The sequence below is a fragment of the Xanthomonas sp. 10-10 genome, from assembly GCF_040182365.1.
Taxonomy (GTDB): Bacteria; Pseudomonadota; Gammaproteobacteria; order Xanthomonadales; family Xanthomonadaceae; genus Xanthomonas; species Xanthomonas arboricola_F.
Genome location: NZ_CP144460.1, coordinates 1 through 22,426, shown reverse-complemented (window position 1 = coordinate 22,426; position 22,426 = coordinate 1). Strand labels below are relative to the sequence as shown.

General features: G+C 64.0%; 19 protein-coding genes. 5 read left to right on the top strand and 14 right to left on the bottom strand.

Translation table 11 applies throughout. The annotated features are described in order from the left end of the window. Positions 1 to 3: 3 nt before the first annotated feature. Positions 4 to 696 (bottom strand): rhomboid family intramembrane serine protease, encoded by a 693-nt coding sequence (locus VZ068_RS00095; protein WP_046962787.1) that lies wholly within the window; start codon positions 694 to 696, stop codon positions 4 to 6. A gap of 218 nt (positions 697 to 914) precedes the next feature. On the opposite strand from VZ068_RS00095, the gene VZ068_RS00090 reads away from it, so the two are divergent. Beyond that, entirely contained in the window at positions 915 to 2,255 is a 1,341-nt protein-coding gene (locus VZ068_RS00090) for an outer membrane protein transport protein (RefSeq protein ID WP_349656484.1), read from the top strand. Positions 2,256 to 2,539: 284 nt separating this feature from the next. Further along, positions 2,540 to 3,241 (top strand): 2OG-Fe(II) oxygenase, encoded by a 702-nt coding sequence (locus tag VZ068_RS00085; protein ID WP_349656483.1) that lies wholly within the window; start codon positions 2,540 to 2,542, stop codon positions 3,239 to 3,241. Between the two features lie 252 nt (positions 3,242 to 3,493). On the opposite strand, the gene VZ068_RS00080 is transcribed toward VZ068_RS00085, so the two are convergent. Then, positions 3,494 to 4,588 carry a PA0069 family radical SAM protein gene (locus tag VZ068_RS00080; RefSeq protein ID WP_259158996.1) on the bottom strand — a complete coding sequence of 365 codons (1,095 nt, stop codon included), beginning with the start codon at positions 4,586 to 4,588 and terminating at the stop codon, positions 3,494 to 3,496. A gap of 139 nt (positions 4,589 to 4,727) precedes the next feature. On the opposite strand from VZ068_RS00080, the gene cls reads away from it, so the two are divergent. The 3 genes from cls (at position 4,728) to VZ068_RS00065 (ending at position 7,309) form a co-directional block, all read left to right on the top strand. Further along, positions 4,728 to 6,188: a cardiolipin synthase gene (gene cls / locus VZ068_RS00075; protein ID WP_259166519.1), complete on the top strand. Its 1,461-nt coding sequence runs from the start codon at positions 4,728 to 4,730 to the stop codon at positions 6,186 to 6,188. A 72-nt stretch (positions 6,189 to 6,260) separates the two neighbouring features. Next, the gene (locus VZ068_RS00070) at positions 6,261 to 6,530 is read left to right on the top strand and encodes a hypothetical protein (protein WP_349656482.1); all 270 of its coding nucleotides are present in this window, start codon (positions 6,261 to 6,263) and stop codon (positions 6,528 to 6,530) included. Positions 6,531 to 6,541: 11 nt separating this feature from the next. Further along, the gene (locus VZ068_RS00065) at positions 6,542 to 7,309 is read left to right on the top strand and encodes a pyridoxine 5'-phosphate synthase (RefSeq protein WP_349657789.1); all 768 of its coding nucleotides are present in this window, start codon (positions 6,542 to 6,544) and stop codon (positions 7,307 to 7,309) included. 527 nt (positions 7,310 to 7,836) lie between these two features. Here VZ068_RS00065 and VZ068_RS00060 read toward each other — a convergent pair. The 12 genes from VZ068_RS00060 to dnaA form a co-directional block, all read right to left on the bottom strand. Beyond that, positions 7,837 to 8,244 carry a biopolymer transporter ExbD gene (locus VZ068_RS00060; RefSeq protein ID WP_349656481.1) on the bottom strand — a complete coding sequence of 136 codons (408 nt, stop codon included), beginning with the start codon at positions 8,242 to 8,244 and terminating at the stop codon, positions 7,837 to 7,839. A gap of 671 nt (positions 8,245 to 8,915) precedes the next feature. Beyond that, positions 8,916 to 9,329, bottom strand: coding sequence for a biopolymer transporter ExbD (locus tag VZ068_RS00055; protein WP_039411682.1), 414 nt, complete (start codon positions 9,327 to 9,329; stop codon positions 8,916 to 8,918). Positions 9,330 to 9,332: 3 nt separating this feature from the next. Beyond that, on the bottom strand, positions 9,333 to 9,755 hold the full coding sequence (locus tag VZ068_RS00050) for a biopolymer transporter ExbD (RefSeq protein ID WP_005912447.1): 423 nt from the start codon (positions 9,753 to 9,755) through the stop codon (positions 9,333 to 9,335). Positions 9,756 to 9,801: 46 nt separating this feature from the next. Continuing rightward, positions 9,802 to 10,563 (bottom strand): TonB-system energizer ExbB, encoded by a 762-nt coding sequence (gene exbB / locus VZ068_RS00045; protein ID WP_029218134.1) that lies wholly within the window; start codon positions 10,561 to 10,563, stop codon positions 9,802 to 9,804. A gap of 85 nt (positions 10,564 to 10,648) precedes the next feature. Next, positions 10,649 to 11,206 (bottom strand): energy transducer TonB, encoded by a 558-nt coding sequence (locus tag VZ068_RS00040; RefSeq protein ID WP_016901836.1) that lies wholly within the window; start codon positions 11,204 to 11,206, stop codon positions 10,649 to 10,651. Positions 11,207 to 11,472: 266 nt separating this feature from the next. Further along, entirely contained in the window at positions 11,473 to 12,669 is a 1,197-nt protein-coding gene (locus tag VZ068_RS00035; protein WP_349656480.1) for a tetratricopeptide repeat protein, read from the bottom strand. Between the two features lie 279 nt (positions 12,670 to 12,948). After that, complete coding sequence (locus VZ068_RS00030) at positions 12,949 to 13,755, bottom strand: M48 family metallopeptidase (protein WP_259158917.1); 807 nt, start codon at positions 13,753 to 13,755, stop codon at positions 12,949 to 12,951. Between the two features lie 204 nt (positions 13,756 to 13,959). Beyond that, on the bottom strand, positions 13,960 to 14,796 hold the full coding sequence (locus VZ068_RS00025; protein ID WP_259166516.1) for a CPBP family intramembrane glutamic endopeptidase: 837 nt from the start codon (positions 14,794 to 14,796) through the stop codon (positions 13,960 to 13,962). A 67-nt stretch (positions 14,797 to 14,863) separates the two neighbouring features. Continuing rightward, the gene (gene gyrB, locus VZ068_RS00020) at positions 14,864 to 17,308 is read right to left on the bottom strand and encodes a DNA topoisomerase (ATP-hydrolyzing) subunit B (protein WP_349656479.1); all 2,445 of its coding nucleotides are present in this window, start codon (positions 17,306 to 17,308) and stop codon (positions 14,864 to 14,866) included. Between the two features lie 254 nt (positions 17,309 to 17,562). Next, positions 17,563 to 18,669, bottom strand: a complete 1,107-nt coding sequence (gene recF, locus VZ068_RS00015) for a DNA replication/repair protein RecF (protein WP_349656478.1) — start codon at positions 18,667 to 18,669, stop codon at positions 17,563 to 17,565. 1,047 nt (positions 18,670 to 19,716) lie between these two features. Beyond that, the gene (gene dnaN, locus VZ068_RS00010) at positions 19,717 to 20,817 is read right to left on the bottom strand and encodes a DNA polymerase III subunit beta (protein WP_005991691.1); all 1,101 of its coding nucleotides are present in this window, start codon (positions 20,815 to 20,817) and stop codon (positions 19,717 to 19,719) included. Positions 20,818 to 21,094: 277 nt separating this feature from the next. Then, positions 21,095 to 22,426 carry a chromosomal replication initiator protein DnaA gene (gene dnaA / locus VZ068_RS00005; RefSeq protein ID WP_349656477.1) on the bottom strand — a complete coding sequence of 444 codons (1,332 nt, stop codon included), beginning with the start codon at positions 22,424 to 22,426 and terminating at the stop codon, positions 21,095 to 21,097.

Below are 22,426 nucleotides of genomic sequence, written 5' to 3'. Positions count from 1 at the left end.
GCGCTAAAACCCGTGGCGCTTGCGCAAGCGTCGCGCGATGGCCGCGCGCACATACAGCCCGTAGACGATGCCGAACAGGAAGCCGGCGATGTGCGCCGACCACGCCACCATGCCGAAGGCCGGGCCGATGTAGGCGAACACCACCTGCAGCAGGGCCCAGGCACCGATCAGCAGCGGCGCCGGCACGCGGATGAATTCCAGGAACAGCCCCAGCGGCAGCACCACCCCCAGCTTGGCGCCGGGAAACAACGCCAGGTAGGTACCGATCAAGGCCGATACCGCGCCGGAGGCGCCGATGATCACCCGGTCCGGCGTGCCGATCGCAAAGATCGCCGCAAGGTTGGAGGCCGCGCCGCCGACCAGGAACAGCAACAGCAAGCGCCACGGCCCCAGGATGCGCTCGGCCGGCAACCCGAAGATCAGCAGGAACACCAGGTTGCCGAGCAGGTGCGACCAATCGGCATGCAGGAACAGCGCCGTGAACAACCGCAGCACGCTGCCGTCGCGCAACGTCGCCCACCAGTCGCCCAGGTTGGACACGCCGCTGGACAGCGCGCCCCAGTCCAGCCACAGCGTATTGCGCGCTTCGCCCGGTCGGCTGATCGACCACAGATAGGCCAGCCACACCGTGGCGAACAACAGCGGCACCGCCCAGCGCGGGGTGGGTTTCTTGCGGGAGGGGAGGGAGACGAACATCGGAGTCGCACAATAGCCGGTCCACGGGCCTGAACCCAGACCCAACCCAGCCGCGTGTTCAGGACCAAGGTCGTTATTGTTCGGTTAATCGTGGTGGGTATACTGCGTACGGCGTCGTATGTCGGGGGGGGGTCTCCGGCGCGCTCCAGGCACTGGATTGGTGCTGGGCGCGGGCGCTGAACCGACCATTGCAGTCTTTATCCGGAGAGCTACAACTCATGTCTACCGCTTCCACTCTCAGCCGCGCCACCCTGCTGGCCGTTGGTATCGCTGGCGTTCTGGCCGTTGGCCAGGCACACGGCGCCGCATTCCAGCTGAAGGAAAACAGCGCCAAGGGCCTCGGCCGCGCATTCGCAGGTTCGGGCAGCGCCCCGGACGACGCCTCGATCATCGCCAACAACCCGGCCGGCATGCGCCAGCTGGACGGCCGCCTGTTCCAGGCCGACGTCAGCGCCATCAGCTTCTCGGCCAAGTTCGATCCCGACACCGCCAACTATGCCAACGGCGCCCCGGTCTCCGGCGGCAACGGCGGCGATGCCGGCATGATCGCGCCGGTCCCGGCGATGTATTTCCATGCGCCGTTCGGCGAGAACAACAACATGCACCTGGGCACCTCGCTCACCGTGCCGTTCGGCTTCAAGACCGAATACGACCGCGACTGGGCCGGCCGCTACCACGGCACCAAGACCGAGCTGCAGGCGATCGACTTCAACGTTGCCTTCTCCTACGACGTGAACCCGTACGTGTCCTTCGGCGCCTCGGTGTTCGCCGAGCGTCTGGACATCGACCTGGCCAACGCGGTGGACTTCGGCAGCATCCTGGCCGCACGCCGCGTGCCGGGCTTTGCACCGGGCAGCGCCGACGGCTACTCGCGCATCAAGGGCGACAGCACCGAAGTGGGCTTCACCCTCGGTGGCTTGTTCAGCATCGACGAGAACACCCATATCGGCTTCAGCTACCGCTCGGAAGTGGAGCACAAGATCACCGACGGCACCGCCGACTTCACCACCCCGCCTAACGCCGCTGCCGTGCTGGCCGCTGCCGCACCGGGCACCTTCGTCGACACCAAGGGCCGCGCCACCGTCAAGCTGCCTGCCAGCGCCACCGCCAGCTTCACCCACAACGTGAACGAGCAGTGGTCGATCATGGCCGACGTCACCCGCACCGCCTGGAGCAAGTTCGACCAGGTGACCGTGGACTTCGCGTCCAACCAGCCCGACAGCGTGCTGGACTTCTCCTACCGCGACACCACCTTCGCCTCGATCGGTGCCGACTACCGCATGAGCGACACGCTGACCCTGCGTGGCGGCCTGGCGTACGACCAGACCCCGACCACCGCCGAGCACCGCGACGTGCGCGTGCCCGATGCCAGCCGCAAGTGGGTCTCGCTGGGTCTGAGCTGGCGTCCGTCGCAGCAGGCCGAATACAACTTCGGTTACACCCACCTGTTCACCAGCGACCCGACCAGCGATACCCGCAGCGCCACCGGCGACCGCCTGGCAGGTAGCTACAAGGTGAAGGGCGACGTGCTGGCCGCTTCGATCAACTACAAGTTCTGATCGTCGCAATCGGCGTTGTACGATGAAAAACCCCGCTTCGGCGGGGTTTTTCTTTAGGGGCTGTTGCCAGGCCACTGGCGCTGCGATCCAATCACGGCATCCATCACCGCCATGCCGACGCGATCGAGCAAACACGCACTGCGTAACTGCGAGTGCGTCGAGGACGCACGCCTCGCGGTCGAAACCGCGCCTCGAGCACGCGCATCGATTGCCTGCACCGTGCGTTGCTGCGCCCTGCACGGCAGGCTGTGCAGGCCACGCTGCAGATTGCTATGGTCGTGCGCATGAGCCAACCCGACTTCATCCAGATCACCGACAACGCCGTCTCGGCCGCCGATTGCGCGGTAATCGTGCAGCGCATGCGCGACAGTCGACAGCTGCATCCGGGCCGCATCGGTGGCGGCGTGTTTCCCGAACTCAAACACAGCCGCGATCTGCGCATCAGCGGTGTGGCCGAGTGGGCCGAGGTGGAAAGCCGCCTGCAACAAGCGGTGTTCGAAGGCGTGCTGACCTATCTGCGGCAGTATCCGCAGGCGCTGATCTCGCCGTTGATGCTGCAGGTCACCACCGCCGACGGCACACCGCATCGGCTGGTGGCCGAGGATATCGCGCAGATGAGCGACCAGGCGCTGGGCGATCTGGCGCGCACCTGCCTGCGTCCGGGCGCGATCAACCTGCAGTGGTACACCGCCGACCAAGGCGGCTATCCGTATTGGCATTGCGAACTGTATCCCCGCGATGCCAGCGCCGACACGCTGCATCGGCACCTGCTGTGGACGCTATATCTCAACGAAGACTTCGAACAGGGCGAAACCGAGTTCCTCTTCCAGCAACGCAAGGCCCGACCGCGCACCGGCAGCCTGCTGATCGCACCGACCGCGTTCACCCACACCCACCGCGGCAACCGTCCGGTCGGCGGCGACAAGTTCATCGCCACCAGCTGGATCCTGTTCCAATCGGCGCAGGCGCTGTACGGCGGGGAATAGGGAATCGGGATTGGGGAATCGCAAGGGCAACGGCGGCGCTGCGTTGCTGTGTCCTGGCGGCTTTCATGTTTACAGCTGATTGCCACTGCCGGAACAGCCGTCTGGGGTGACACGCATTGCCGTGAGGAGCGACAGCGACGTTTGGCAATCCGCTGGATCGGTCCCGGCACCATCGGCAGCGCATGGCGGGAATCGGACTGATCGGTCGCAACGCCATTGCCGTTACCAATCCCGACTCCCCAATCCCCGCAACTAAAACAACTGCCCCTGCGGCGAGTCGGGCACCGGTCTGGCCGGGGCGGCCGGGCGGCGGAAGGCGCTGCAGTCCAGTGCCGGCATCGTGCGGGTTTCGAACCCTGCGCGGCGATGCGCCAGCGCGAAGCGGCGCGCCAGCAGGTCGGCATAGACGCCTTGCCCACGCAGGCGGGTGCCGAAGGTGCTGTCGTAGTCCTTGCCGCCGCGCAGCTGCTGGATGGTGCTCATCACATGCGCAGCGCGCTGCGGGTGATGGGTCTGCAGCCAGTCGCGGAACAACGGCGCCACTTCGTGCGGCAGTCGCAACAGCACGTAGCCGGCGCTGCTCGCGCCCGCGTCGGCGGCAGCCTGCAGAATCGCTTCCAGTTCATGGTCGTTGATCCACGGGATCACCGGCGCGGCCATCACGCCTACCGGCACGCCGGCCTCGTGCAGGGTGCGCATCGCACGCAGACGCGCATGCGGTGCGGCAGCGCGCGGCTCCAGCTTGGCCGACACCTGCGAGTCCAGCGTGGTCACCGAAAAATACACGTTGACCAGGTTCTCGCGCGCCAGCGGTGCAAGCAGATCCAGATCGCGCGTCACCAACGCATTCTTGGTGATCAGCGTGAACGGGTGCCGCGTTTCCCACAGCACCTCGATCAACTGCCGCGTCAGTGCGTGCTTGCGCTCGATCGGCTGGTACGCATCGGTGTTGATGCCCAGCGCGATCGGGCTGGGCACATAGCTCGGCCGCGCCAGTTCGCGCCGCAGCAGTTGCGGTGCATTGGTCTTGGCGAACAGCTTGGTCTCGAAATCCAGACCGGGCGACAGATTGAGATACGCATGCGAGGGTCGCGCAAAGCAGTAACTACAGCCATGCTCGCAGCCGCGGTACGGGTTGACCGACTGCGAGAAGCCGATATCCGGCGACTGGTTGCGGCTGATGATGCTGCGCGCGGTCTCCTCGGTGACCTGCGTGCGCAGCACGCCCGCAGCGAACTCCTCGCTGTCGTCCACGTGCCAGCCATCGTCCACCGCATGCTCGGTGGTGACCTCGAACCGTCCGGGCAGATAACCGGTCGCACCCCGGCCCTTGATTGCGCTTGCCATCGGCGCATCGTACGGCCGGCAGGTCTCATCCGCCGCGACGGGGCGTTCGACCGGATGAAGCTTTCAGGCCGCTACCCAGGCACCACGGCATTGGCGCCACGGTCATCGCAGCACGGCGTGGGCGCCGTAGAATCCGCCCATGCTCGCACTTGCTCAGGGCGCGTGGGATTGGCTGGCCAACATTCCCCATCTCGAAGCGCTCCTTCTTGCCGCCTACGTGCTCTACCTGCTGTGGATCGCCAGCTGGATCGTGCTGCAAAAGCGCGAGCCGGTGGCCACGCTGAGCTGGGTGCTGTCGCTGGCCGCGCTGCCGTACCTGGGCCTGCTGATCTACTACTGGCTCGGCCCGCAGAAAGTGAAACGGCAACGGCTGCGACGCGGGCGCTCGCGTTCGGGCATGGAGAGCTACAGCAGCGTCTGCCCGCCGGATGCCGATTGCACCGAGCTGGCCAAGATCGCCCAGTCCACTACCGGCCTGGCGCCGAGCAGCGCCACCGAAGTGCACTGGCTGGTGGATGGCGCGGCGACGTATGCCGCCATCATCGAGGCGATCCGCAGCGCGCGTGACCACATCCATGTGGAGTACTACATCTTCCAGCCCGACCACAGCGGCACCGCGATCTGCGATGCGCTGATGGAACGCGCCCGTGCCGGGGTGAAGGTGCGTTTGTTGATGGATGCGATCGGCTCGTCGGCAATGACCCGGCGCGCCCTGCGCACGCTGCGCGAGGCGGGCGTGGAGACCGCCTGGTTCCATCCGTCGCAGTTCCTCAAGCCGTTCAAGCGACCGTGGCTGAACCTGCGTACCCACCGCAAGGTGGTCGTGGTCGACGGCAGGATCGGCTTCACCGGCGGCATCAACGTCACCGACGAAGAGAACGAGCGGGTGCGCAGCGATGCGTATCGCGACCTGCATGTGCGCCTGCAAGGCCACGTGGTGCGTAGCCTGCAGCTGGTCTTCCTGGAAGACTGGCTGTATGCCACCCGGCAGGAACGCGCCGCCTTCCACGGCCAGAAGCTCTGGCCGGAGGACGTGCCCACGCGTGCACAGGGCACGGTGGACGCACAGGTGCTGGTGTCCGGCCCGGACTCCTCCTGGGAAGCCATCCACCGCCTGATGGTGGCCGCCATCCACGAGGCCAAGCACCGGGTCTGGCTGGTCACCCCGTACTTCGTTCCGGGCGAGGCCGCGCGCATGGCGTTGACCTCGGCTGCGCTGGGCGGCCTGGACGTGCGCCTGTTGGTTCCGCGCGTCAGTGACTCGCGCCTGGTGACCTATGCCGCGCGCTCGTACTTCGATGAACTGCTCGAAGCCGGCGTGCGCATCTACGAATACGGCCCGCGCATGCTGCATACCAAGGCGCTGCTGGCCGACGACGAGGTCTGCATTGTCGGTAGCGCCAATTTCGACAGCCGCAGCTTCCGGCTGAACTTCGAACTGTCGATGCTGTTCCGCGACCAGGCGGTGGCCGCCGAGCTGGCCGGGATGATCGACACCGACATGCAGCAGGCGCAGGAAGTGCGCTTCGTGCGTCACCGTCCGCTCTGGCGCTCGCGCCTGCCCGAGGCCTTCGCACGGCTGCTGTCGCCGTTGCTCTGAGCCGCCCCCGGTCCCACGTGGAACCGGAGCGGGCGCGGCGCTACACTGCCGCCACTCATTGGGGAGCTCGTCATGCACTGGCTGTTTCTGCTCATGGCACTGGGTGCGCTGGTGCTGGCCTTCAGCACGCCGCACGTGTGGTTGCTGGTGGTGTCGCTGTTGGTGGCGTTGGTGCTGCTGCTGTTGTGGACCCGTGGCTGGTTCGCCGCGCGTATGGACGATACCCAGCGCGATACCAGCAGCATGATCGACCCGGCCGAACTGCGCCGGCTGCGCGAGATTGCCGAAGCCCGCAAGGCCGCCGCGCTGGCAGCGTCCCGCGACGGCGAGCCGCAAGCCTAGTGAACGATGTCGTGACCACCCGGCTCAGCGTCAACGTCAACAAAATTGCGGTGCTGCGCAACTCGCGCGGTGGCCACGACCCGGACGTGGTGCAGGCGGCACGCACCTGCATCGCCGCCGGCGCGCACGGCATCACCGTGCACCCGCGGCCGGACCAGCGGCATATCCGCGCCGATGACGTGCTGGCGCTGAGCGCGCTCACGCGCGACCACGGTGTCGAGTTCAATATCGAAGGCAATCCATTCGCACCGCCGCGCACCGGCTATCCGGGGCTGCTGGAGCTCTGCCGCGCCACACGCCCGGAGCAGGTCACCCTGGTGCCCGACAGCGATGGGCAATTGACCTCCGACCACGGCTTCGATTTTGCGCAGGACACCACCCAGCTGGACGAATTGATCGCTGCGTTCAAGGCGCTGGGCAGCCGGGTCAGCCTATTTGTGGATGCCGGCAATCCACGTCTTGCCCACGCCGCTGCGCTGGGTGCGGACCGTATCGAGTTGTACACCGGCCCGTATGCGCACGCCTACGCACGCGGGCAGCCGCAGGCCGAACTGCCCCTGTTTGCCGACGCCGCGCGGCGTGCCACCGCTGCCGGGCTGGGAATCAATGCGGGACACGATCTGTCGCAAGCCAACCTTGGCGATTTTCTCGCCACAGTGCCCGGCGTGCTGGAGGTGTCGATCGGCCACGCGCTGATCAGCGAGGCCTTGTACGCGGGGCTGGACGCAACCGTGCGCGCGTATGTGCAGCTGCTACGTGGCGTTGAGACGTCGACGTAGGCAACTGCGCGGTTTTTCGTCGTCGGTAGCTGGTTTGCCAACGTGGCCCGGCGCACTCAGTGGTGGCGGTAATTGCGCGCGCCTTCCAAGGCGTCCAGAGCGCAGCAAGCAGTCGTCAGATGCGTGCGGATGGCGAGCTCAGAACCGGAATGCACTGAAGGGTCCATGATGCATCGGGTAGCAGCGCCGGCCTGGCGGCTGCTCACCAGATCTGTGACCGCTCCCGAACTGCGGGCTTCGCTCGCCACGTCGCATTGACGATTGGCCACAGACGGGCCAATGCATCGAAGAACGCCGGCTGGCATCACGCCAGGTGATGGACGCATCCCGGCGGCGAGCGGGGACCAACCCACACCGCGTGCGGCCGATATCTCGTAACCCTCTCAACGATGCGCCAGGCAGGCGTGCAGAGAGACGAGCGGTGGGTAGGTGCTTGCGCATCCATCGCAAAGCGGCTCGCGCAGCGCATCGAGCTACGCTGCGTGAGCCAGTTGGGCGCCTGCGCCACAAGCGCTATCTTGCGCCGGCTATTGCACGAAGGCGATGTGCTCCACCTGCGCGTTCTTGGCTGCTGCCAGCACCTTGGCCAGGACGGCATATTCGGCTTCCTGGCTGGCGGAGATGCGCAACTCGGGCTGATTGCCTGAGCTCTGGCGCATCTGTTCGATCAAACGCGGCTGCAGGTCCTGCAAGCTCACCGGGCTGGCATTCCAGAACACCTGGCCGTCGGCATCCAGCCGCAAGGCGATCGGTTCGGGCGGCTCCAGCTGCACGGACGGCTGGTTGGTGGGCTGCGGCAGATCCAGCGTCATCGTGCGCGTCACCATCGGTGCAGTAACGATAAAGATGATCAACAACACCAACATGACATCCACCAACGGCGTGACATTGATCTCCGCCAGTGGTCCCCGATTCCCTGCCGTACTGAAAGCCATGACTGCCTCCGGTGCTGTTGTGATCGTGGGTGCTACATGGCCGAGCATACACCTGGCAGAACGCGGTGGAAGAGGCAATGAAGTAAGCGCCAGCGCTTGAGTGCCTTGAACCTGGCGACGGCGCATCTGTGCAATGAATGGGGTGCCAACCTAAACGCGTGACCGACGGAACAGACGTGCTGGCCGGTGACGCCGACGCATGCAACGTCGGTGTACTGCGAACTGATGTCTAGTCAATCGCCCAAGCGTATTGCTCTGTGATCCGAACCCATTCGACGTCGCTGTCGAGCCGGCAGTCGTCCGGCTATGCGCAACGCCAGACCTGTATCCGCAGATGTGTCGCCTTGCCCGCAGTAGCGGTAGGCGCCGTGTATCCAAACCAGTCGAAAAATGGCGTGGATTAAGTAAGGATTATCTCGGCACGAGAAAGTGGCCTCGATTTTCCATTATCTGCAAGCACCCATCTTCCGTAACGAGGCACGGCTGCAGATTCTGGTTACCGCGCGTTGCCAAGGCGAATAATCAATCCATCTGCTTTGGCATGCAATCGCGTGGGTGAGATTGCAGCTCCTGGCGGCGAGCACGCAGCTCGCGGACATAAAAAAACGCCACCGTTTCCGGTGGCGTTGCAGTCGCGTCATGACTGTTGTGTTGCGGTATTGCAGATGCGTTTACTGCTGCATGAAGCCGATTTTCTTCATCTGCGAGTTTTTCGCAGCGGCCAGCACCTTCGCCATCACTTCGTACTCCGCATCCTGATTTGCATCGATGCGCAGTTCCGGCTGATTGGTCGGATCGGCCTGGACCACTTCTTCCATCTTCTGCTGCAGCTGATCAACCGGTGTCGGGCTGTTGTTCCAGAACACCTGGTTGCTGGCGTCGATCCGCAATTCAATCGGCGGCGGCGGCTCAGTCGTCTGCGGTGGCGGGTTGAGCACCCGCTGCGGCAGATCCACGGCGATCGGGTAGGTCATGATCGGCGCGGTCACGATGAAGATGATCAGCAGCACCAGCATCACGTCCACGAGGGGCGTGACGTTGATGTCGGCCATCGGCCCACGGCTTCCACCAGTACTAAATGCCATGGCTTACTGCCCCTTCACTTTGGTTGCAACGAAACCGACGTCCAGCATGCCCTGACCTTGCGCGATCTTGGTGATCTCGTTGATCGTACGCATCTTGGTCGTGCGGTCGCCGCGCAGGTTGAGCGGCGGCTGCGGGGTCTGCTGTGCAGCGGTGGACAGGCGCGACTCCAGGGCTTCCTTGGAAATCGGCTCGTCGTTCCAGTACAGCGACCCATCTTCCTTGACGGCCAGAGTGATCGGCGCGGCGCGTTTCTCCGCATCTTCCTTCTGGATCAAGTTGGCCTCTGGCAGCTCCACCTTGACCTTATGGGACATCAGCGGTGCCGTAATGATGAAGATGATCAGCAGCACCAGCATGACGTCCACCAGGGGCGTCACATTGATGTCGGCCATCGGGCCACCGCTGTTTCCACTACTGAAGGCCATAACGGGCTCCGTCTAAATCGTTGCGAAGGCGTTCTTTACAACCGGATTAGCGAACGCGCGAACCGGTGGCGAAGAAGTCGTGCAGGTCGTGGGCAAAGGTGTCGAACTTGGCGATCACCGAGCTGTTGACCTTGGAGAAGAAGTTGAACGCGAACACGGCCGGGATAGCGACGAACAGACCGATCGCGGTCATGATCAGCGCTTCACCCACCGGGCCGGCAACGGCGTCGATGGAGGCCGAACCGGTTGCACCGATCTTGATCAGCGCGCCGTAGATGCCCCACACGGTACCGAGCAGACCGACGAACGGCGCGGTCGCACCCACGGTGGCCAGCAGGGTCATGCCCGACTGCAGCTTGGTGCTTTCGCGGGTCACGGCCTGACGCAGGGCGCGGTCGACGAACTCCGAACGGCTCAGGCTCTCGCCCAGACCACCGGTGTTGCCTTCAGCACGCTGGTGGTGAGCGGCAGCCTGGGCTGCGTCCAGCGCGATCTTGGAGAACGGCTCGGAAGCCGGCTGCTCTTCCATGGCGCGGATGGCGTCCTGTGCATTCGGGGCATCCCAGAACGCGGTGGTGACGCGGTCAGCCGCGCTCTTCAGACGGGTGGCGCGGAAGATGTTGATGACAGTCCAGTACCAGGAGGCGGCGGACATGGCGATCAGGGTGATCAGGACGACCCAGGACACGGCGAAGTCGCCGGGGCTGGAGGTCATTTCGGTGATCAAGTGCTCGAAGCCCATCTGCGACAGAGCGGCCGACGGATTGGAGCCCCCTGCAGCGGCGGCGATAAAGAATTCCTGCAGCATGACGCTTACCTTTGTTGTGTGTGGTGATGAAGGGTGGAGCGAAAGGAAGACAGGATCCTGGGCCGGCCGTGGCCGGCCCGTGGGATCAGTTCAGAGCAAAGTTGACCGGGACGCGGACGCGTCCGGCGGCTTTCTGCCCGTTGACGGTGGAGGCGTTGAACTTCCACTTGCGTGCTGCGTCCATCGCGGCACGGTCAAGGTCGCGGTTGCGGCTGGACTTTTCGACCGACACGTTGGTCACGTTGCCGCTGGCATCCACATCCACGATCAGGATGACCTCGCCCTGGACGCCGGCACGGAATGCAGCCGGCGGGTACTTCGGCGGGTTCATGTTCTTGGACGAGATATCGACACTGGCGCCGATGTCACTCGGCGGTTGCGGCGGAGCCGGCGGGCTCGGCGGCGTGACGATATCGCTGGGACGCGGTTCGGGAACGTCGACGACCGGTGCTTCCGGCGGCGGCGGAACCGGTGACGGCTTCGGCGGCGACAGATTCTTGACCGGCGGTGGCGGCTTGTCTTCCGGCGGCGGCGGCGGCGGCGGCGGCGGGGGAGGAGGCGGTGCATCCACCAGGGTAACCATGGTGGTGCGCTCCTTCTCTGCCGGAGCCTTCGGCGCCACTGCAGGGATCAGCAACATCATCAGTGCAGTGAGGTGCAGGGCAATTACAAAAGCAATACCGATAATGCGGGCCCAGCTCAGACCCTGGTTCCCGGCATCATAGTCATGCCTGTGGATAACGAGTTGTTCCGTCATGCGCCAATGGCTCTTTCAGTGGGGGCCCGGATCACTGTGATGATCCCCAGGTTTTCGGACGGCTTTGACACCGCAGGAACTCCCAAGCTTATACCAATCCCGAGTCCTGTAACCACTAAAAACACAGGGATTTCGGGGGTTTATTTTCTTTTTTACTTCAGGTTGATGATCTTCTTGGCGTCTTCGGGTTTTTTGACGCCCTTGGCGATCGCCTGCTGCGCGGCCTGCTTGGCCTCCGGGATGCGACCTTCCGAATGCAGCACCTTGGCCAGATTCAGATAGGTCTCGCCGTCCTTGGAAAGCGGTGCGGCTTTCTGCCAGTTCTCGATCGCCTTGGGCACGTCCTCGCTGTAGTAGTAGGACTGGGCCAGCGCAAGGTATGTCTGATAATCAGGCTTGAGGATGCCTTTTTGCATACCCTCATTGATCACCGCGATGACGTCCTTTTCCTTGTTCTCGGTGTTGGCGTAGATGGAATACAACTGCTTGTATTCCTTTTCTTCGGTCAACTGCCCGGCAGCGCGCAGCTTGTCCATCACGCCAGCGGCCTTGTCCATCTGATCGGCCTGCATGTACATGCTGGCCAGATTGAGTTGGGCCTTCTTGTCGTTGGGCGTCTTGGCGGCCAGCGCCTCTGCAGCGGACACGGCTTCACCGGTCTGGCCAGCTTCGGCGTAGGACGCCATCAGCAACTGGTTCCAGGTGTCCTTCGGCTCGGGCGAAGCGGCGATGGCCTGCTTCAGGACCGGGATCGCTTCCTTGTAGCGCTCGGCCTGGTATAGCGCCTGGCCCTTGAGGATCAGGTCTTCCGGACGCTGCGACTTGCTCTCGTCCAGATACTTGTCCAGCGTGGCCAGGCCTTCTGCCTGCTGATCGTCCTGCATCTGCAGCTGGGCCAGCATCAACATCGACTGGAACTGGCCGTTGTTGTCCAGCGCATTCAGGCCAATGGCCTGCTGCAGGTACTTCTTGGCGCTGGCGGTGTCGTCCAGGTTGTAGGCGGCCTGCGCGGCCAACTGGGCGGCGAGCGCCTTGTCGGCTTCGTTGGCGGCGCTGTTGGCCAGGATTTCGTCGGCCTGGCTGCGCACGGCGGCGTAGTCTTCGCCCTTGTTGAAGGTTTCGATCAGCTTCTGCAGTTTGCTGCTCAACTTGGACGACGGCTTGATCGTCGGTGCCTGCCGGGTCGACTGCGGGTACAGCTCTTCGGCCTTGCCGCTGCCCTTGGACTTGCGCGCGGCACGCTCGGAGGAACGGTCCGACTGCGCGACCGCATCGGTGACCACCGCCCCGCCCAGGGACGCTGCGATGAACAGGGACAACAGGGCTTGCTTGCGGTTGAGCAGTTTCATGTTTCACCTCGGACGAGCCGCCGTTGGGCGGTACGAAAAGCGGAATGGACGCTGTACGAAAAATCTGAGCCGGCAAACTTAGCAGAAAGTCTCAGTTCCCGAAAACGGTTTCCATGTTGTGGTGCGGCAATCGGGACGTGGGGCGGTTGCTTAGGGCGGCTAACGGTAAGGCATCAGAAGTGAGCGGGCGGTGCGGGCTGCATGTCACTGTGCGCCTGCCGTAGCAGGCAACCGGACGGGCGCGCGCCGGCACCGGTTGCAGCGTCACGTCTATCAGGTCTAACCGCACTTTGGGGCGCGTCCAGCCTGGCGAGCCTGCTGGTACACCGGTTCGAGCTGGTTGACGTCGGCCTGCAGCTCGCGGATCCGGTTGGTCGGGTCGGGGTGGGTGGAAAGCCATTGCGGCTGGCGATTGCCGCTGGCAGCCATCATGTTCTGCCATAGCGTGACTGCCTGGGCCGGGTCGAAACCGGCCTGGGCCATCAGGCGCTGCCCCACCACGTCGGCTTCGCTCTCCTGGGTGCGCGAGCCGGGCAGCAGGAACACGGTCTGCGCAGTCATGCCGCCGACCTGATTCACCGCGCTGGCTGCGCCATCGCCGTAGGCCGCGCCAGCGAGGGCGCCGATGATGCCAAGGCCGGTCTGGGCGCCGAGCTGGCGGGTGATGCGTTCTTCGTGGTGGCGCGAAATGACGTGCCCGATTTCGTGCCCCAGCACGGCGGCCAGCTGGTCCTGCGTCTTGGCCACGGTGAAGATGCCGGTGTTGACCCCGACCTTGCCGCCGGGCAGGGCGAACGCATTGGCTTCGTCATCGACGAACAACGCGGTTTCCCATTGGGTCTGGCGCCACTGCGGCGGCAATTGCGCCACCAATGCATTGACCACGCACTGTACGTAGGCGTTCTGCCTGCCGTCGGTGCTGACTTTTTCCTTGGCCTTGGTCTGCGCGAACGACTGCGCGCCCAACTGGTCGAGCTGCTCCTGCGACACTCCACCCACCACCTGACGGCGGCCGGTCGGCGAGGTTGTGGTGGCACATGCCGTCAACGCGAGGACGGCAACAACGATCAACAGCCTGGCTTTCATTCGATCCCCCTGAATCAGGCGACCATTTTGGCAGGCTCGTCTTAACTTTTCGTCAAGCGGCCTGAATCGGCCAGCAAAACGCGGCGATCGGCGCTCAGGTAAACCTCATGGTGCGCCCTGCATCGCCGTATGCGCTGGGTACGCATGGATCAAAAACACCGACCGCGATGGCCTGGCGAGATACCACCGTGGCGCTGAGCCGGCTTATCCGATCCCGAAAAAGTACAGCGCGGCCAAGGCAGTGGCGTTATTGATACCGTGCGCGGCGATCGGCGCCCACAGCGTGCCGGTGCGCCAATACAGCCAGGCAAAGGCCGCGCCCATGCTGCCGTAGACCAGCCAGAGCTGGGCGATGGCGGCCGGGCCATTGCCGCTGATGCCGGGCACTTCATGCACCAATGCAAACAGTGCGCCGCTCAGGACGATTCCCAGCCACGGGCGGCCGGCAGCCAGCAGGCGACCGAACAACACGCGCCGGAACAACAGTTCCTCGTAGGCCGGGGCGATCACCACCGCGAACAGCGTCAGGGCCAACGGCCACTGCTGGATGGCTTCTTCCATCAACGGCAGGTTGGTCGGCACCGGCTTGATGCCCAGTGCCGAAGCCGCCACGCTGACCAGGTTGCTGAGCACAAAGACCGCCGCGGCGATCAGCGCGGTCCACCCCCAGGTGGACGCACGGCGCGTGGCGGCGCGCGAGTCCGCCTGCTCGGCGGACGTGGCGCGGCGACGCCAGAAATACAGAACCACTGCTGGTGTGGCAGTGCTGACCAGGGCAGTGAGCAATTGCACCATCACCCCGGGTTGGCCGATCGCGGCCATCACCTCGGCAGCGGAGGGCGTCAGGCCCTGCGCCTTGGCGGTCTGCGCATATCCGATACCCCGTATCGCCCCCCAGATCGCAAAACCGGCCACGCTCAGGCTCAGCAACAGGCCGACGGCGATCAGGACGTCGATGAAAAAACCGAGCAACACGGACGGCAGCGGGGGGCGGCCGGCAGCACCACACGGTGCCGGGGAGGGCGGAAGGTCTGTGCTCATCGTCGTCCTGCGAACACCGGGTCGCCGGCACAACGCCGTAGCGTTGCGCCGGTGCGACACAGGCGGCTCAGATATCCAGGTTGGATACCTTCAGCGCGTTGTCCTCGATGAAATCGCGACGGGGCTCCACCACATCGCCCATCAAGGTGCTGAAGATCTGGTCGGCGGCCACGGCGTCCTCGATACGGACCTGCAGCAGCCGGCGCGTGTCCGGGTTGACCGTGGTCTCCCACAGCTGCTCGGCGTTCATTTCGCCCAGGCCCTTGAAGCGCTGCACCTGACGGCCGCGCTTGGCCTCTTCCAGCAACCAGGCGTGCGCCTGCGCGAAGCTGGTGATCGGGTTGGTCTTGTTGCCACGTACGATCTGCGCGCCTTCGCGGATCAGGTCGTTCAGTGCCAGCGAGACCTCGCGCAGCGGACGAAGCTCGCCGCTTTCGAACGCGCCCATCGGCAACACCTGGGTGAATTCCTCGCCCATGTGCCGGCGGATGGCAACCAGCGTCGCAGCCGAGCTTTCGGTCGCCGGATCGAAACGCAACTGGTAGCGCGCAGTACCCAGGGTGCCGCGGTTGAGTACCGCCTGCAGCGCGTCCAGCGTGGGGTGCTGGTCGCCTTCGGCCTGCAGCTTGTCCACATCCAGTGGCGGCAGGTCGATCAACGCGGTGAGCAGGGCCGGGTCGTAACGGTGCGCATTGCGCGCGATCGCCTCGTTGGCGCTGGTGAACAGCATCAACAGCTTTTCCAGCGCCTCGCCGGTGATCGGCGGCTCGTCGGTGGCCGGGATCAGCGCCGCGCCTTCGACCGCGTTGCTGGCAAGATACGCATTGAGCGCTGCGTCGTCCTTCAGATACAGCTCGCTCTTGCCCTGCTTGAGCTTGTACAGCGGCGGCAGGCCGATGTAGATGTAGCCGCGCTCGATCAGCTCCGGCATCTGCCGGTAGAAGAAGGTCAGCAACAGGGTACGGATGTGCGAGCCGTCGACGTCGGCGTCGGTCATCAGGATGATGCGGTGGTAGCGCAGCTTGTCCGGGTTGTATTCGTCGCGGCCGATGCCGGTGCCCAGCGCGGTGATCAGCGTGCCCACCTGGTCGGAGGCCAGCATGCGGTCGAAACGCGCACGCTCGACGTTGAGGATCTTGCCGCGCAACGGCAGCACCGCCTGGTTCTTGCGGTTGCGGCCCTGCTTGGCCGAACCACCTGCCGAGTCACCCTCGACGATGAACAGTTCCGACAGCGCCGGATCCTTTTCCTGGCAGTCGGCCAGCTTGCCCGGCAGGCCGGCGATATCCAGCGCGCCCTTGCGGCGGGTCAGATCGCGCGCCTTGCGCGCGGCTTCGCGTGCACGTGCGGCGTCGACGATCTTGCCGGTGATGGCCTTGGCTTCGTTCGGATTCTCCTGCAGGAACTCCTGCAGGCGCGCACCGAAGGCGTTTTCCACCGCCGGGCGCACATCCGAGCTGACCAGCTTTTCCTTGGTCTGCGAGGAGAAGCTGGGGTCGGGCACCTTGACCGACAGCACCGCGATCATGCCTTCGCGCATGTCGTCGCCGGTCAACGCGACCTTGGCCTGCTTGGCGATGCCGTTCTGCTCGATGTAGCTGCTGAGCACACGCGTCAACGCCGCACGGAAGCCGGCCAGATGGGTGCCGCCGTCTTTTTGCGGGATGTTGTTGGTGAAGCAGTACATGGTTTCCTGGTAGGCGTCGGTCCATTGCAGGGCCACGTCCACCACGATGCCGTTGTGTTCGCCAGTCACCGAGATCACATTCGGGTGCAGCGGCGACTTCAACTGCGCCAGATGCTCGACGAAGCTGCGGATGCCGCCTTCATAATGGAAATCGTCGCGACGGCCTTCGCCGCGCTCGTCGATCAGCGCGATCTTGACGCCGGAATTGAGGAACGACAGCTCACGCAGGCGACGCGCCAGGATGTCGTAATGGAATTCGACATCGCTGAAGATCGCCACGGCCGGCTTGAAGCGCAAGGTGGTGCCGCGCTTGGTCGAGGCTTCCAGCTGCTTGAGCGGGTACTGCGGCTCGCCCAGCGCGTATTCCTGCTGGTAGTGGAAGCCATCGCGCCAGATGTCCAGCCACAGGTGCTCGGAGAGCGCGTTGACTACCGACACGCCCACGCCGTGCAGGCCGCCAGAGACCTTGTAGCTGTTGTCGTCGAACTTGCCGCCGGCATGCAGCACGGTGAGGATCACCTCGGCAGCCGAGACGCCTTCTTCCTTGTGGATGTCGACCGGCACACCGCGTCCGTTGTCGGACACCGCGACCGACCCATCGACCAGAATTTTCACCACGATGTCGTCGGCGTGGCCAGCCAGGGCTTCGTCGACGGAGTTGTCGACCACTTCGAACACCATGTGATGCAGGCCGGTGCCGTCATGGACGTCGCCGATGTACATGCCGGGGCGCTTGCGGACGGCTTCCAGGCCGCGCAGCACGGTGATCTTGCTGGAGTCGTAAGTGCCGTTGGGTGTCGTCGGGGTGTTTTGTTCGTCGGTCATGCGCGTGCCGTTAACTCCACAACACGGGCGCCAACGGCAACACGCCGCTTCGCACCGTGGGAAAAGGGGGATAGCCCGCGAATTATACCAGTCGGCCCGCTCTGGCCGTGGGCTTGGGACGGCAATCAACACCGCCGTCCTTATCTCCAGGTGAGAGCGGCCAGGACTCGGCGCGGCAGACCTCGTGTGTACTTCGGTCTCATCGCGCCCTCTGCAGCCGTCCGATGGCTTTTGGCAACGATCACCAGGCGCCCTCAGCCTGCTGCGACCTCGGCAGTGACGTTGCCGTGTTCCACGTGGAACCGATACAGCAGCTTGCCGGCGTCTGCGAGGCCTGGGGGGGTTTCCGTCGCGGTGATCAGCACTTGCGCTGGTGCTGCAGCAAGACGCTGCAAGACACCGGCCTGGTGGTGACGATCCAGTTCCGAGCCGAGGTCGTCCAGTGCAATCACCGGCCACTCGCCTCGCTCGTGGGCAAAATCCTCGGCCTGGGCAAGCAGGCAGGCCAGGGCAGTCAACTTGGCCTGTCCGCGCGACAGCGCATCCTTGCCCGGAAGCGCGTCGAAGCGGGGCGCCCAGTCGGCGCGATGCGGGCCTTGCGAGGTATAGCCGTTCTGGCGGTCACGTTCGCGTGCCAGCAGGAGCGCATCCGCCAACGGCACCTCGTGGCGCTTCCAACCCGGCGCAAACTCCAGCGCAGATAGCCCAAGCGAGGGCGCAATCGCAGTGGCGACCGGTATCAGGCGTTCCTGCAGGCGATCAAGGTAGCGCATACGTCTGGAGGTCAGCGTCTCCCCTGATTCCGCAAGTTCATGGTCCCAGGCATCGAGCATACGCGGCTGTGCCCCCTGCTTGAGCAGCGCATTGCGCTGCTTGAGTGCCCGCGCATACCGGCGCCAGAGGGCCAGGAAGTCGGGTTCCACGTGGAACAAACCCCAATCCAGGAACCGGCGGCGCGGCTCGGCGCCCCCGCTGATAAGGACATGGCTCCCCGGTTCGAACGTGACGACCGCCAACGCAGCGCAGAGCGAGCCAAGCTGCGCGACGTCTTCACCATCAAGCCGCCCCGTCCATTCCTGCCCGCTGTGACGTAGGCCTGCGCGCCGTGTGCGTTCACCGGGTTCTCCGGTTCGTTCGCGCCATTCGACAAAGACTTCCAGGTCGCTGGCGCCTTGCTGGATCAGCCCATCGCGTACCCGCCCACGGAAGCTACGGCCATAGGCCATCAGGTGCAGCGCTTCGAGCACGCTGGTCTTGCCCGCACCGTTGTCGCCGGTCAGCAAGTTCAGGGCGCTATTAGGGTAGAGCTCGACCGTCTGAAAGCGGCGAAGCCGATGAATGGACAACCGCACTACGTGCATCGATCAATCTGCTCCGGGCTGTGGTCCGGGTTCCCGGGCGGTGCGCAGGATACGTGATTGGCCCGACACACGTGCGAAGACCCAGCCCAAGCATCAGCGGGCAGCCTGGGGATAACTTGGGGACAAAAGTGCGGGTTGAACAGGCTCATCACTTTATCCACAGGTTGCCGGATCGAAAACAGCGGGTAAAACACAGGGTTTCGCACCGAAAAAAAACTGCAAAAACAACAACTTGACCTACTTTTGCGTGAAATCTGGCCCTACCATCACCACCAAGCTCTTAAGTTATTTCTATTTTTAAAAGCAAAGCTAGATGTGCATAACTCAAAAAGCACGTCGGGGCAGAGGGAATGGATCGAGGGGAGAGATTCCAGATGTCGGTTTTTGCTGAACATGTTCATCATTAGGCAGGGCGGTCGCACCGTGCAGGTGTCACGGCGGGTACGTCTTCGATCTCATTTTTCCCTGAGACAATTGCAATTGGTTGCCTCCAGTTGGCCGTGGTTTTCTGCAATTTCAATGCCATTGTGTCGTGTACTGACTGGGCAGACATGGGACTTGCGAAACTCCATGCATGCACTGTCGAACATGACCATGAGGGTGCGCTTACTTCAAGAAACGCAGAGCGCAGTCTCGACGTGCCTGTCCGGACGAAGGCAGTGCGAGAGCCACTGATCATGCCTTCGCAATGCAGCCTTCTCCAGCGCCGCCAACGTGCCCGGACACGCTTGCAACGCTCTCCCTGCAGAGCGGCTTCCGATACCGCAATTGCGGCTCGATGCAACTGAAGCGGTCAGTGACAAGGCGGCGCCCCCAGACCCACATGCCGCACACGTATGCATAGCGGACCCCGCGCCCGGACTCCGATCGTTCTTCAGCGGACCTGGCTAGGAGACCCATCGGCCGAGTCTTCGCCTGACGCGGCAGATCCCGTTGGCAGATCCCTGCCAGTCGCGTTTTTCAATCCAGCGGGGGTAACCCACCAAACTCCAGATACAAAAAAGCCCGACTTTCGCCGGGCTCTCATGTTCCACGTGGAACGCAGCGTCAGAGACGCAGCGGCATCACCACATGGCGCGACTTCTCGCTGCTCGCCTCACGCACCAGCGCGGACGAATTCGCATCCCGCAGCTGGATCACTACATGTTCGTCGCGCAGTGCCGACAGCGCATCCAGCAGGTAGTTCACGTTGAAGCCGATCGCCAGGTCGTCGACCTTGGTATCGGCTTCGATTTCTTCCTGCGCCTCTTCCTGCTCAGGATTGTGCGCGCTGATCTTTAGCTGGCCAGGCGACACTTCGACGCGAACCCCGCGGTACTTTTCGTTCGACAGAATGGCCGCACGCTGCAACGACGCGCGCAGCGCCTCGCGATCAACCTTGACCTCGCGATCGGCCCCGATCGGGATCACCGCTTCGTAATCCGGGAAACGGCCGTCGATCAACTTGGAGGTAAACGTCACATCGCCGCGTTTGACACGGATATGGCTGCGACCGACTTCCAGCTCGACCTCGCGGTCCGCTGCTTCCAGCAAGCGCAGCAGCTCGGTCACGCCCTTTCGCGGCACGATGATCTGGCGCTTGGCACCGCCGGCTTTTTCAAGCTCGGTTTCGCACAGCGCCAGACGGTGACCATCGGTGGCCACGCAACGCAGCAAGCCGTCGCGCAGGTCGAACAGCAAGCCGTTGAGGTAATAACGCACGTCCTGCTGCGCCATGGCGAACGCGGTGCGTTCGATCAGCTCCTTCAACGCCGCTTCCGGCACCGCGACGCGTTCGGTCGCTTCGACCTCGTCCACGGACGGGAAGTCGTTGGCCGGCAACGTCGCCAGGGTGAAGCGACTGCGCCCGGCCTGCACGGTGACCTTGTCGCCGGTCTGCGAGATGGTGACGCGGCTGCCATCGGGCAGGGCGCGCAGGATGTCGAACAGTTTGCGCGCCGGGATGGTGGTTTCGCCGTCCTGCGCGTCTTCCACCATCGTGCGCGAGATCATTTCCACTTCCAGGTCGGTACCGGTCAACGAGACCTGTCCGTCCTTCACCTGCACCAGCAGATTGGCCAGAACCGGCAGGGTTTGACGGCGTTCGACCACATTGACCACCTGGGCCAATGGTTTGAGGAAGGCTTCGCGCTGCAGTGTAAAACGCATGTGGTTCCGTGCCCCTATGCTTTAAAAGATAATGGAATAAATCAAAAGCTTGGTGGTGATGGTAGGGCCGTTTTCAGCGGATAACCACCATAACTGTTTGTTTCCAAAGACAATTTAGCGCCTGAAAGTCGTTGGACTAGTGCCCCTGGTCTGGCGGTAAAACCTGTGGATAGTTTTCCGTTCGACATTCAGGGCAACGTTATCCACAGATTCTCCCGCATTTGACCCCAACGTTTCCACGCTTTTCTCCAAGCGGGCCGTCAGGGCCGTCCACGGCCTACTCGCTGAGCTTGCGAATCAGCTTTTCCCAATCCTCGCGCAGCTTGCCGTCGGCCTCCATCAGCGTTCGGATCTGCCGGCAGGCATGCAGCACGGTGGTGTGGTCGCGGCCGGCAAACGCGTCGCCGATCTCGGGCAGGCTGTGTTCGGTCAGTTCCTTGGCCAGCGCCATCGCCACCTGGCGTGGGCGCGCCAGCGAGCGGGTGCGGCGCTTGGAGAGCAGATCCTTCATCTGCAGGCCGTAGTAGTCCGCCACGGTCTTCTGGATGTTGGGGATGCCGATCGCCTGCTGCTGGGCGCGCAGCAGGTCGCGCAGCGTCTCCTGGGCGAATTCCACGGTGATCGAGCGCCCGGTGAAGTTGGCGCGCGCCACCAGGGTGTTGAGCGCGCCTTCCAGGTCGCGCACGTTGGAGCGCATCTTCTTGGCGATCAAAAACGCCACGTCGTCGGGAATGTCGGCACCGCGCTCGCGCGCCTTGGCCAGCACGATGGCCGCGCGGGTTTCGAAGTCCGGCGGGTCGATCGCAACCGACAGACCCCAGGCCAGGCGCGACTTGAGCCGCGGCTCCAGGCCTTCGACCTCGCGCGGGTAACGGTCGCAGGTGAGGATGATCTGCTGACGGCCGTCGAACAGCGCGTTGAAGGTGTGGAAGAACTCTTCCTGCGTGCGGTCCTTGCCGGCGAAGAACTGAATGTCGTCGATCAGCAGCGCATCGATCTGCTGGAACTGGCGCTTGAACTGGTCCATCGCCTTGTCCTGCAGCGCCCGGATCATCGCGCTGAAAAACTGTTCCGAGCGCAGGTACATCACCTTGGCGGCCGGATTGGCCTGCCGCAACGCATTGCCCGCGGCGAACATCAGGTGGGTCTTGCCCAGGCCGGTGCTGCCGTACAGCAGCAGCGGATTGTGCGCACGATCGCCCGGCTTCTGCGCGGCCTGGATGGCCGCTGCCAGACCAAGCTGGTTGCTACGGCCTTCCACGAAATTGGCGAAGGTGTAATGCGAATCCAGGTTGCCTGCAAACGGCACGATCGGCGCGGCCACTGGCGCGCTGGTGGGGGCGATCATCGGTGCCGGCAGTGGCTCCGGCGCACGCGGGCGCGACCCCACCGCCAGTGCCACCTCGCCGTTGCCGGCGAAGTACGCCAGCAGTTCGCGGATCCGCGGCAGGTAACGTTCGCGCACCTGGTCGACGATGAAGGCATTCGGGGCATACAGCACGATGCTGTCGCCGCGGTCTTCGGCTTGCAGGGGTTTCAACCAGGTGTGAACGTCTTCGGGCGGGAATTCGGCTTCGAGACGTTCCAGACAGCGGGGCCAAGCATCCAT